Origin of the sequence: Streptomyces sp. col6 (assembly GCF_008042035.1) — a bacterium.
Classification (GTDB): Bacteria; Actinomycetota; Actinomycetes; order Streptomycetales; family Streptomycetaceae; genus Streptomyces.
On sequence record NZ_RDBL01000013.1, the window covers coordinates 830,237 to 842,559 of the forward strand.

Annotated in this window: 7 protein-coding genes; 3 read left to right on the top strand and 4 right to left on the bottom strand. The window is 72.7% G+C overall.

Annotated features, from left to right (window positions below; genetic code table 11):
* The coding region (locus EAO73_RS20390) for an ADP-ribosylglycohydrolase family protein (RefSeq protein ID WP_147973565.1) at window positions 1–1,224 on the bottom strand (1,224 nt) is incomplete at its 3' end.
* Window positions 1,221–2,465 (bottom strand): ADP-ribosylglycohydrolase family protein, encoded by a 1,245-nt coding sequence (locus EAO73_RS20395; protein ID WP_224756381.1) that lies wholly within the window; start codon window positions 2,463–2,465, stop codon window positions 1,221–1,223. The genes EAO73_RS20395 and EAO73_RS20390, both read right to left, overlap by 4 nt.
* A 272-nt stretch (window positions 2,466–2,737) precedes the next feature.
* Between EAO73_RS20395 and EAO73_RS20400 the strand changes: the two genes are divergently transcribed.
* From EAO73_RS20400 to EAO73_RS20410, 3 genes are all read left to right on the top strand, one after another.
* Entirely contained in the window at window positions 2,738–3,472 is a 735-nt protein-coding gene (locus EAO73_RS20400) for a VIT1/CCC1 transporter family protein (RefSeq protein WP_147972938.1), read from the top strand.
* Window positions 3,473–3,883: 411 nt separating this feature from the next.
* Window positions 3,884–8,443, top strand: a complete 4,560-nt coding sequence (gene gltB, locus EAO73_RS20405) for a glutamate synthase large subunit (RefSeq protein ID WP_147972939.1) — start codon at window positions 3,884–3,886, stop codon at window positions 8,441–8,443.
* The gene (locus EAO73_RS20410; RefSeq protein WP_147972940.1) at window positions 8,436–9,896 is read left to right on the top strand and encodes a glutamate synthase subunit beta; all 1,461 of its coding nucleotides are present in this window, start codon (window positions 8,436–8,438) and stop codon (window positions 9,894–9,896) included. Before gltB ends, EAO73_RS20410 begins: the two co-directional genes overlap by 8 nt.
* A gap of 117 nt (window positions 9,897–10,013) precedes the next feature.
* Here the strand turns inward: EAO73_RS20410 and EAO73_RS20415 are convergent, their stop codons facing one another.
* On the bottom strand, window positions 10,014–11,234 hold the full coding sequence (locus EAO73_RS20415) for an SLC13 family permease (protein ID WP_147972941.1): 1,221 nt from the start codon (window positions 11,232–11,234) through the stop codon (window positions 10,014–10,016).
* Between the two features lie 38 nt (window positions 11,235–11,272).
* Window positions 11,273–12,193: a rhomboid family intramembrane serine protease gene (locus tag EAO73_RS20420; protein WP_147972942.1), complete on the bottom strand. Its 921-nt coding sequence runs from the start codon at window positions 12,191–12,193 to the stop codon at window positions 11,273–11,275.
* Between the last annotated feature and the right edge of the window lie 130 nt (window positions 12,194–12,323).

Sequence of the window (12,323 nt, forward strand, 5' to 3'; positions counted from 1 at the left end):
GAGGGGGACGTCGTGGGCGCCAGGGGCACGGTGGAGGTCATGTCCGAATTGTCCACCCCGGGGCGCCGGTTCCGTGGCTGCCAGCAGCCCGGCGAGTTCGAGCAGATCCGTGCCCGCGAGCCGGGGCAGCGCGCAGCCGGCGAGGGTCCGGCACGCCTCGCGCCAGCCGTCGGGCACGGAGCCGATCGAGCCCAGCGTCCCGGTCAGCGCCCCGGCCAGGGCGGGCGCCGAGTCCGCGACCCGGGACAGGCAGGCCGCCGCGGGTACGGCCTGCGCGATGTCGCCCCGGGACGCGGTGGCCAGCGCGAGGGCGACCGGTACGGTCTCGGCGGCGGCGATCCCGTAGCTGTAGACGTGGTCCACGATCTGGTGTTCCAGGACCGGGACCAGCGCGAACGCGCCGGCCCGCTCCCCGGCGAACTCCCGGGCGATCCGGACCGCGTGGGCCGCGTTGCGGGCGATCTCGGTGCCGTCGGGGAGCTGGGCGAGCGCGGCGTTCACCGCCGCGTCGACGTCCGCCCCGCCGAGCGCCTCGGCCGTCGCGGCGGCCATCGCCCGCGCCCCGTGCACCCCGTCGCCGTCCTGGGTGTAGCGCGCGTCGAACTCCGCGAGGTCCGCCGCCGCGCCGGGGTCGCCGGGGTGCACGACCGCCAGCACGGCCGCCCGTACGCACGCCGCGTCGTCGAAGTAGTGCGGGTTGTCGTGTCCGGTGGCGGGCGGCCGGAGCCCGGCGGCGAGATTGCCGAGCCCGGCCCGCACCGAGATCCGGGCACGCAGCGGCAGCACCGCCGCCTCCACCTCGGGCGCGCGGGCCGCGGCGGCGGCGACCTCGGCGGCCAGCGCGTTCCAGGCCCCGGCCACGGCGGCGCGCACCCGCCCGTCGACGCCGTCCGCGTCGGCCCGCGGCTGTCCGGGTCCGGAACCCGCCCCGGCCCGCCCCGGGCCGGGGCCGGTCGCCGCCAGTACGGTCGCCGCGGCGAACGCCGCCCACTCGGCGTCGTCGGACGGGCCGAGCCGCWGCGGCTCGGGCGGCTGGTTGAGCGCGATGGGTACGGGGAGCGTGGTCGTCGCGTTCTGCTCGGCGAAGGTGTCCAGCTCACGGGTCAGGCGCCGGGTCCACTCCGGCATCCGGGCCGCCCGGTGCCGGGCCGCCGGCCACCCCGCGGCGTCCCCGGCGGCCAGCCCGATCAGCAGCCCTTCGACGCGGGCGCGCCGGCCGCTCACCGGGACACCGCCCCGGCGCCGGTGGGGCAGGCGCCCGGCCGTGCGGGCCCGGCCGCGCCGGAGGCCGGCTCCGCGCCCCCGGCCGGGGGCCGGCCCGCCGGTCCGTCCGGGCCTGCCCGGTCCCGCCCGGGGCCCGGCCCGCCTTCTACCGCCGCGCTGCGGCCCGCCCCTTCGTCCGTGCCCGCCTCGGCGGCCCCCGCCACCAGCAGGTCCGCGATGTCCACCACGTGGTACCCGCGCATCGAGGGCAGGCAGCTTCCGCGTACCGGGCCGATCGCGTCCGACCAGATGCGCGGGATCGCCGACGCGCCGTGCAGGGCGCCGGACAGGGCACCGGCCACCGCGGCCGTCGTGTCGGCGTCCCGGCCCATGTTGACCGCCATCAGCACCGCCGAACGGAAGTCGCCGCGCGCCGCCGCGAAGGCGCCGAACGCCAGACCCACCGCCTCCGGTGCCAGGTCCGTCCACGGGTAGCCGCCGACCACCACGGCCGAGCGGACCGCGCGTTCCCCGGTGAGGCGATCGGGGTACGGGCGCCGCGCCGCCGTCACCGCGCGGCGCAGCGAGCGGGCCGTCCAGGAGTCCATGGGGACGACGGAGAGCGCGGCGGCGATCACCGAGGTGACCCCGGCGCCCGTCATCGCGGCGGCCACCCCGGCGGCCACCGCCTGGCCGCCGTAGATGCCCTCGCCCTCGTGGCTTACCCGGCCGTCGACCGCGACCAGCCGGGCCGCCTCGGCGGGGCGGCCGGCCGCGAAGACGCCGAAGGGTGCGGCCCGCATCGCCAGGCCGTCGCTCCAGGCGTGCCGGTGCTGGGCGGAGATCGGGGCGGCCAGGCCCCGGCGCAGGTTCTCCAGCGTGCCGCGCTCGCTGAAGCCGGCGCCCCGGAACGGCCCCTCGTCCAGGTCGGCGATCCACAGCCGCCAGGCACGCTCGACGTCGGTGACGGTCAGGTCCGAGCCGTGCCGGGCCAGCAGCAGCCCGGAGAAGATCGCGTACTCGGTGTCGTCGGTGCCCGCCGGGTCGTCGCTGACGAAGCCCTCGATCCGGCCCCAGCGGCGGCGGATCTCGGAGGGCCGCATGTTCTCCGCGGGGGCGCCGAGCGCGTCCCCGACCGCGAGGCCGAGCAGGGCGCCCCTGGCGCGGTCGCGGGGCCCGCCCCGGTCCGGGGCGTCCGGGAGCCGTGCCGTCTGTGTGCCGCCCGCCCGCGGCGCCGTCGGATTTCCTGCGACCGTCTCCATCGCGTCGACCCTTCGCTCGTACCGAGCCAGTACTCGTGCCTGTGGGATCCGTTCCACGCGGAGCCCGGACGAAGGCCGGTTATCCACACAAAAGGGCCACTCGGATGAACCCTTCCGGACAGCAAGGGAAGCCGTACCTATCCGGTTACGCAGGGTGGTAAGTACGGCCTTCCTTGCTGGCAGGAGCGATTTTTCGCGCGTACTTTCGAGGGTGTCGAGCGGGGGCGGGCGGGCAGGAGTCCGTCTCCGGAAGCAGGGGAGAGGGATAAGCCGTGGCCATCATCGAGACCGACGCCGTACTGCACGAGGCCCACCGGGACAACCACACCCACCGCGACGTCAACGGCGGCTGGCTGCGTCCGGCGGTCTTCGGCGCGATGGACGGGCTCGTCTCGAACCTCGCCCTGATGACCGGGGTCGCCGGCGGCGACGTCTCGCACCGCACGATCGTCATCACCGGGCTGGCCGGTCTGGCCGCCGGCGCCTTCTCCATGGCGGCCGGCGAGTACACCTCCGTCGCCTCCCAGCGCGAGCTGGTCGAGGCCGAGCTGGACGTCGAGCGGCGCGAGCTGCGCAAGCACCCCGTGGACGAGGAGCGGGAGCTCGCCGCGCTCTACGAGTCCCGGGGCGTCGAGCCCGCGCTCGCCCGGGAGGTCGCCCGCCAGCTCTCGCGCGACCCGGAGCAGGCCCTGGAGATACACGCCCGCGAGGAGCTGGGCATCGACCCGGGTGACCTGCCCTCTCCGCTGGTGGCCGCGGTCTCCTCGTTCGGCGCCTTCGCGCTGGGCGCCCTGCTGCCCGTGCTGCCGTTCCTGCTGGGGGCGAGCGCGCTGTGGCCGGCGGTGCTGCTGGCGCTGGCCGGGCTGTTCGGCTGCGGCGCGGTGGTGGCCCGGGTGACCGCTCGCAGCTGGTGGTTCAGCGGGCTGCGCCAGCTGGCCCTCGGCGGTGCCGCCGCCGCGATCACGTACGGCCTGGGCGCGCTGTTCGGTGTGGCCGTCGGCGGCTGACCGCCCCTTTCCCCGGTCCGGGCGGTCCCCGTCCATGTAATCGGCCCGTCACACGCAGGCCATGCGTGTGACGTACGTCTTGGTCCGCGCCACTGGGCGGGACCGTCCCGCGCACCGTAAAATGAGTCTCTATGCAGGGCTACACATAAGTAGCCATTACCCGGCGGTTTCGTTTCCGCTGCCACCGGGCAAGAGCCGTAGACACCGCAGGCAACGACGCCTGCTCTCCGCGTCTCCCGGGCGCCGATCCTCCGACAGCGACCCACTCCACCGTCCCCGACGGTGTCCGTATGTTGGAACGGTTCATCCGCTTTTTGAGAAGCGCCCCATCATGTAATCTGCACGAAATTTCGCAGAGGGCCAACGTCGTCCCTCGGCACTGCATATGCCACGACGACGACGGGAGAGCCGATGCGCACCGACGCCTGGTCGCCCATGGACGGTCGCCCCGCCCCCCAGGGGATGTACGACCCCCGCAACGAGCACGACGCCTGTGGCGTGGGGTTCGTAGCCACTCTGACCGGTGTGCCCGGCCACGAGATGGTCGAGCAGGCGCTGACCGTGCTCCGCAACCTCGAACACCGCGGCGCCACCGGCTCGGAGCCCGACTCCGGTGACGGTGCCGGCATCCTGCTCCAGGTCCCGGACACCTTCCTGCGTGCCGAGGTCCCCTTCGCTCTCCCCGAGGCCGGCTCCTACGCCGTCGGCATCGCCTTCCTGCCCGCCGACGACGCCACCGCGGCCGTCCGCACCCTGGAGACGATCGCCGGCGAGGAGGGCCTGACGGTCCTCGGCTGGCGCGAGGTCCCGGTCACCCCCGGCATCCTCGGCAACGGCGCCCGCGCCACGATGCCCGAGTTCCGCCAGATCTTCGTCGCGGACGGCGAGAGCAGCGGCATCGCCCTGGACCGCAAGGCCTTCCTGCTGCGCAAGCGCGCCGAGCGCGAGGCCGGGGTCTACTTCCCGTCGCTCTCCGCCCGCACCATCGTCTACAAGGGCATGCTCACCACCGGGCAGCTGGAGCCGTTCTTCCCGGACCTCTCCGACCCCCGCTTCGCCACCGCCGTCGCGCTGGTCCACTCGCGCTTCTCGACGAACACCTTCCCGAGCTGGCCGCTCGCACACCCGTACCGCTTCGTCGCGCACAACGGCGAGATCAACACGGTCAAGGGCAACCGCAACTGGATGAAGGCCCGCGAGTCCCAGCTCGCCTCCGGCCTCTTCGGTGACGCGCCGCTCGACCGGATCTTCCCCGTCTGCACCCCGGACGCCTCCGACTCCGCCTCCTTCGACGAGGTCCTGGAGCTGCTCCACCTCGGCGGCCGCTCGCTGCCGCACTCGGTGCTGATGATGGTCCCCGAGGCGTGGGAGAACCACGACTCCATGGACCCGGCCCGCCGCGCCTTCTACCAGTACCACTCCGCGATGATGGAGCCCTGGGACGGCCCGGCCTGCGTCACCTTCACCGACGGCGTCCAGGTCGGCGCGGTCCTCGACCGCAACGGTCTGCGCCCCGGCCGCTACTGGGTCACCGACGACGGCCTCGTCGTGCTCTCCTCCGAGGTCGGCGTCCTGGACATCGACCCCGCCAAGGTCGTCCGCAAGGGCCGCCTGCAGCCCGGCCGGATGTTCCTCGTCGACACCGCCGAGCACCGCATCATCGAGGACGACGAGATCAAGGCGTCCCTCGCCGCCGAGCACCCCTACCAGGAGTGGCTGGAGACCGGCGAGATCGAGCTGGAGGACCTCCCCGAGCGGGAGCACATCGTCCACACCCACGCCTCCGTCACCCGCCGCCAGCAGACCTTCGGCTACACCGAGGAAGAGCTGCGCGTCATCCTCGCCCCGATGGCCCGCACCGGCGGCGAGCCGCTGGGCTCCATGGGCACCGACTCGCCGATCGCCGCGATCTCGTCCCGCCCCCGGCTGCTCTTCGACTACTTCACCCAGCTCTTCGCGCAGGTCACCAACCCGCCGCTGGACGCCATCCGCGAGGAGCTCGTCACCTCGCTGCGCTCCGTGCTGGGCCCCTCCGGGAACCTCCTGGAGCCGAACGCCGCGTCCTGCCGCAGCGTCGCCCTGCCCTTCCCGGTGATCGACAACGACGAGCTGGCCAAGCTCATACACATCAACGCCGACGGCGACATGCCGGGCATGAAGGCCGCCACGCTCTCCGGCCTCTACCGGGTGGGCGGCGGCGGCGACGCGCTGGCCGCGCGCATCGAGGAGATCTGCACCGAGGTCGACGCCGCCATCGAGGACGGCGCCCGCCTGATCGTCCTGTCCGACCGGCACTCCGACGCCGAGCACGCGCCGATCCCCTCGCTGCTGCTCACCTCCGCCGTCCACCACCACCTCATCCGCACCAAGCAGCGCACCCAGGTGGGCTTGCTGGTCGAGGCCGGTGACGTCCGCGAGGTCCACCACGTCGCGCTGCTGATCGGCTACGGCGCCGCCGCGGTCAACCCGTACCTGGCCATGGAGTCCGTCGAGGACCTGGTCCGCGCCGGCACCTTCATCGAGGGCATCGAGGCCGAGGACGCGATCCGCAACCTCATCTACGCGCTGGGCAAGGGCGTCCTGAAGGTCATGTCCAAGATGGGCATCTCCACCGTCGCCTCCTACCGCGGCGCCCAGGTCTTCGAGGCCGTCGGCCTCGACCAGGCCTTCGTCGACCGCTACTTCAACGGCACCGCCACCAAGATCGGCGGCGCCGGCCTCGACGTGGTCGCCAAGGAGGTGGCCGCCCGGCACACCAAGGGCTACCCCGCCTCCGGCATCTCCGCCTCGCACCGCGCGCTGGAGATCGGCGGCGAGTACCAGTGGCGCCGCGAGGGTGAGCCGCACCTGTTCGACCCGGAGACGGTCTTCCGCCTCCAGCACTCCACCCGCAACCGCCGGTACGACATCTTCAAGAAGTACACGGACCGGGTGAACGAGCAGTCCGAGCGGCTGATGACGCTGCGCGGCCTGTTCGGCTTCAAGTCGGACCGCCCGTCCATCGACATCGACGAGGTCGAGTCCGTCGCGGACATCGTCAAGCGCTTCTCCACCGGCGCCATGTCCTACGGCTCCATCTCCCGCGAGGCGCACGAGACCCTCGCCATCGCGATGAACCAGCTGGGCGGCAAGTCCAACACCGGTGAGGGCGGCGAGGACGCCGACCGGCTCTACGACCCGGCCCGCCGCTCGTCCATCAAGCAGGTCGCCTCCGGCCGCTTCGGTGTCACCAGCGAGTACCTGGTCAACGCGGACGACATCCAGATCAAGATGGCCCAGGGCGCCAAGCCCGGCGAGGGCGGCCAGCTGCCCGGCCACAAGGTCTACCCGTGGGTCGCCAAGACCCGGCACTCCACCCCGGGCGTCGGCCTCATCTCCCCGCCCCCGCACCACGACATCTACTCCATCGAGGACCTGGCTCAGCTGATCCACGACCTCAAGAACGCCAACCCGGCGGCCCGCATCCACGTGAAGCTGGTCTCCGAGGTCGGCGTCGGCACGGTCGCCGCCGGTGTCTCCAAGGCCCACGCGGACGTCGTCCTCATCTCCGGCCACGACGGCGGCACGGGCGCCTCCCCGCTCACGAGCCTCAAGCACGCGGGCGGCCCCTGGGAGCTCGGCCTCGCCGAGACCCAGCAGACCCTGCTGCTCAACGGCCTGCGCGACCGCATCGTGGTGCAGACCGACGGCCAGCTCAAGACCGGCCGCGACGTCGTCATCGCCGCGCTGCTCGGCGCCGAGGAGTTCGGTTTCGCGACCGCGCCGCTCGTCGTCTCCGGCTGCGTCATGATGCGCGTCTGCCACCTCGACACCTGCCCGGTCGGCATCGCCACCCAGAACCCGGTCCTGCGCGACCGCTTCTCCGGCAAGGCCGAGTACGTCGTCAACTTCTTCGAGTTCATCGCGCAGGAGGTCCGCGAGCTCCTCGCCGAGCTGGGCTTCCGCACGATCGAGGAGGCCGTCGGCCACGCCGAGCTGCTCGACACCGACCGCGCCGTCACCCACTGGAAGGCGCAGGGCCTGGACCTCGCCCCGCTGTTCTACGTCCCCGAACTGCCCGAAGGCGCGGTCCGGTACCGGAACACCGAGCAGGACCACGCCCTGGACAAGGCCCTCGACAACGAGCTGGTCAAGCTCGCCGCCGACGCCCTCAAGGCGGACAGCCCCGAGAGCGCCCAGCCGGTCCGCGCGCAGATCGCGATCCGCAACATCAACCGGACCGTCGGCACCATGCTCGGCCACGAGGTCACGAAGAAGTTCGGCGGTGCGGGTCTGCCCGAGGACACCATCGACATCACCTTCACCGGCTCCGCGGGCCAGTCCTTCGGCGCCTTCCTGCCCAGCGGTGTCACGCTGCGCCTGGAGGGCGACGCCAACGACTACGTCGGCAAGGGCCTGTCCGGCGGGCGCGTCATCGTCCGCCCGGACCGCGGCGCCGACCACCTCGCCGAGTACTCCACCATCGCGGGCAACACCATCGCCTACGGCGCCACCGGCGGCGAACTGTTCCTGCGCGGCCGCACCGGTGAGCGGTTCTGCGTCCGCAACTCCGGCGCCACCGTCGTCTCCGAGGGCGTGGGCGACCACGGCTGCGAGTACATGACCGGCGGCCACGCCGTGGTGCTCGGCGAGACCGGGCGCAACTTCGCGGCCGGCATGTCCGGCGGCGTCGCCTACGTCATCGACCTCGACCGCGACCACGTCAACGCCGGCAACCTCGGCGCGGTCGAGGAGCTGACCGACACCGACAAGCAGTGGCTGCACGACGTCGTGCGCCGCCACCAGGAGGAGACCGGCTCCACCGTCGCCGGGAAGCTCCTCGCCGAGTGGGACACCGCCGTGGCCCGCTTCAGCAAGATCATCCCGTCCACCTACAAGGCAGTGCTCGCCGCCAAGGACGCCGCTGAGCTCGCCGGTCTCTCCGAGCAGGAGACCACCGAGAAGATGATGGAGGCGGCGACCAATGGCTGACCCCAAGGGCTTCCTGACCACCGGCCGCGAGGTCGCCGAGACCCGCCCGGTGGACGAGCGCGTCAAGGACTGGAACGAGGTCTACGTTCCGGGCTCGCTGCTCCCGATCATCAGCAAGCAGGCCGGCCGCTGCATGGACTGCGGCATCCCGTTCTGCCACAACGGCTGCCCGCTCGGAAACCTCATCCCCGAGTGGAACGACTACGCCTACCGCGAGGACTGGTCCGCCGCGTCCGAGCGGCTGCACGCCACGAACAACTTCCCGGAGTTCACCGGGCGGCTGTGCCCGGCCCCCTGCGAGTCGGCGTGTGTGCTCGGCATCAACCAGCCGGCCGTCACCATCAAGAACGTCGAGGTCTCGATCATCGACAAGGCGTGGGACAGCGGCGACGTCACCCCGCAGCCGCCCGAGCGCCTCTCCGGCAAGACCGTCGCCGTCATCGGCTCCGGCCCGGCCGGTCTCGCCGCCGCCCAGCAGCTGACCCGGGCCGGCCACACGGTCGCCGTCTACGAGCGCGCGGACCGCATCGGGGGCCTCCTGCGCTACGGCATCCCCGAGTTCAAGATGGAGAAGTCGCACATCAACCGCCGCATCGAGCAGATGCGCGCGGAGGGCACCAAGTTCCGCACCGAGATCGAGATCGGCCGGGACATCGACGCCGCGAAGCTGCGCCGCCGCTACGACGCCGTGGTCATCGCCGCCGGCGCCACCGTCTCCCGCGACCTGCCCGTCCCGGGCCGCGAGCTGAACGGCGTCCACTTCGCGATGGAGTACCTGCCCCTCGCCAACAAGGTGCAGGAGGGCGACCTGACGGTCTCCCCGATCACCGCCGAGGGCAAGCACGTCGTCGTCATCGGCGGCGGCGACACCGGCGCCGACTGCGTCGGCACCGCGCACCGCCAGGGCGCCCTCTCCGTCACCCAGCTGGAGATCATGCCCAAGCCGGGCGAGGAGCGGAACGCCAACCAGCCCTGGCCGACCTTCCCCATGCTCTACAAGGTCACCTCCGCGCACGAGGAGGGCGGCGAGCGCGTCTACTCCGTCTCGACCACCCACTTCGAGGGCGACGAGGACGGCAACGTCCAGGCCCTCCACCTGATCGAGGTGGAGTTCAAGGACGGTAAGCTGGAGCAGAAGCCCGGCACCGAGCGGGTCATCCCTGCGCAGCTGGTCACGCTCGCGATGGGCTTCACCGGCACCGACCAGGCCAACGGTCTGGTCCAGCAGTTCGGTCTGGAGCTCGACGAGCGCGGCAACATCGCCCGTGACGCGGACTACGCGACCAACGTCGGCGGCGTCTTCGTCGCCGGTGACGCGGGCCGCGGCCAGTCCCTCATCGTGTGGGCCATCGCCGAGGGCCGCTCCGCGGCACGCGGAGTGGACCGCTTCCTGACCGGAGCCAGCGCCCTGCCGGCCCCGATCCGCCCGACGGACCGTTCCCTGATGGTCTGACACGGCACACAGACGTCCCGTACAACGGCGTACGGAACTGAACGCGGCGCCTGCCCGTCCCCGACCGGACGATTCGGCAGGCGCCGTGGCGCATTCGGGGGCGAGTGCCGCCCGGCCTCAGACGGTCAGCGCCAGCGCACAGGTCGCGGCGGCCGTCGCCGTCACTGCCAGCACCAGACCGGTCAGCGCGAACCGCCGTACGCCGATGCGCGTCCCCTGGAACCGGCACCGCTCGAACCACAGCAGCGTCGCCAGCGACCCCCACGGCGTGACCAGCGGGCCCACGTTCACCCCGACCAGCAGGGCGAGCAGCTGATGGTGGTTGTCCGCCGGAACGACCGCCTCGCCCGCCACGTACGCCGGAAGGTTGTTCAGTACGTTGGCGAGCCCGGCGCTCACCCCCGCCGTACGCAGCATGCCCGCCAGGCCGTCGTCCGAGCCGAGCGCCCGCACCAGCACCTCGTGCAGCCCGTGCGCGTTGACCGTCTCCACCACCAGGAACATCCCCGGTACCAGGACCAGCAGCCGCCACGGGATCAGCGAGATCCGCAGCTCCTCGCGGCGCCGCACCGCGTACGCCACCACCACGACCACCATCGCCACCAGCGACGCGGACCACAGCGGCACGTCCACCGCCAGGATCGCCAGCAGGAACCCGGCACACGCCACCGAGCAGACGCCCAGCAGCACCCGGTCGTCGGGCGAGGGCACCGGCGGCGGGGTGTAGGTGTCCGCGCCCCGCCGGCCCCGGCGCCAGTAGAACACCCACAGGCACAGCGCCGTCATCCCGATCGCGGCCAGCTGCGGCAGCCACATCACGGCCGCCAGCCCGGCGGGGGAGAGGTCCACCCGGTCCGCCGCCAGCAGATTCGTCAGGTTCGACACCGGCAGCAGCAGGCTCGCGGTGTTGGCGAGCCACACCGTCGTCATCGCCAGCGGCACCGCCGCGATGCCCACCCGCCCGGCGAGCGCCAGCATCACCGGGGTGAGCAGCACGGCCGTCGTGTCCAGGTTCAGAGTGATCGTGGTCAGCGAGGCGAACGCCACGCACAGCCCGAACAACAGCGGATAACGCCCGCGCCCCGCCCGCGCCACCCACGCCGCGACCACGTCGAAGACCTGGGCCCGGCCCGCCAGCTCCGCCAGCACGATCACGGTCGCCAGGAACGCCAGCAGCGGCCCGATGCGCCGCAGCTGGTCCTGCGCGGGACCGGCGGGCAGCAGCCCGGTCGCCGCCGCGATCACCCCGAGCAGGAGCAGCCCGCCGGCCAGCCAGTCCAGGGGGTGCAGCCGCCGCACCAGGGCAAGCGGGAGCTGCGTGGAGTGATCTTTCCGCATGCGGTCATCGTGTCAGACCGGGGCCGCCCCGGCCCCGCTCAGCCGGTCAGCGCCGACGTCTTGAGGACCACCAGCAGCACCAGCACCGCCGCCAGCACCACACAGCCCGCCGCCTGCACCGCCGTACGCCGCCCGGCAGGGGCGTACGCGTACACGACGGTCACCGCCGCCCCGGTGAGGAGACCGCCCAGATGCGCCTCCCACGAGGTGAAGGCCGCCGAGATCAGCATCCACACCAGGAACCCGGCCAGGAAGCTGTTGACCTCCCGCAGATCCCGGCCCAGGCGCCGGCTGATCACGTAGAACGCCGCGGCCAGCCCGAAGACCGCCCCCGACGCGCCCACCACCTCGTCCGACGGCGAGACCAGGTACACCAGCACCGAACCGCCCAGCGCCGCCAGCAGATACAGGGCGAGGAAGCGGACCCGGCCCAGCTGCTCCTCGACGACCCGGCCGAGATTCCACAGCGCGTACATGTTGAACACCAGGTGCAGCACCCCGAACGGCATCGACCCGAACGAGGTGCCGTCCGGCGGCAGATGGAGGAAGGACCCGGTCAGCAGCCGGTACCACTCACCGTCGACCACCCCGGCCACGCCGAACCCGGGATAGCCGCCGTCGACGTAGACGTACCGCCCGCCCTCCGCATCGGTCAGCCAGGCCCCGCCCATCGCGAACCGGTCGACGACCCCCGGGCGTATCAGCTCCACCACGTAGGCCAGGACGTTGAGACCTATGAGCGCGTACGTGACGACCGGGACCGCGTTCCGCGCCATCGTGCCGCCGAACGCCGTGCGGGCCCGGCGTACCGAGCGCTGCCCCTCCTTCACGCACTCCACGCACTGGTGGCCGACCGCCGCCTCCCGCATGCAGGACGGGCAGATGAACCGCTCGCAGCGGACGCAGCTCACATACGTCTCGTACGAGGGGTGGCGGTAGCACGTGGTGGCGGCCTCCATGGCCGGCTCCTTCGTCTGTACGGGCGATCCGGGGCGGTCTTCGGGCTGGCCGCGGCGTTCTACGTGATCAGCCGGCGCCTGGGCCGGGATCTGCGGGAGGGAGCCGCGGCCGCGGCCCCGGCTGCCCGAG

Bases quoted from the DNA above. Each gene is read 5' to 3' on its own strand.
- EAO73_RS20395 (WP_224756381.1), bottom strand. From the start codon at position 2,465: ATGGAGACGGTCGCAGGAAATCCGACGGCGCCGCGGGCGGGCGGCACA.
- gltB (WP_147972939.1), top strand. From the start codon at position 3,884: ATGCGCACCGACGCCTGGTCGCCCATGGACGGTCGCCCCGCCCCCCAG.
- EAO73_RS20410 (WP_147972940.1), top strand. From the start codon at position 8,436: ATGGCTGACCCCAAGGGCTTCCTGACCACCGGCCGCGAGGTCGCCGAG.
- EAO73_RS20415 (WP_147972941.1), bottom strand. From the start codon at position 11,234: ATGCGGAAAGATCACTCCACGCAGCTCCCGCTTGCCCTGGTGCGGCGG.
- EAO73_RS20420 (WP_147972942.1), bottom strand. From the start codon at position 12,193: ATGGAGGCCGCCACCACGTGCTACCGCCACCCCTCGTACGAGACGTAT.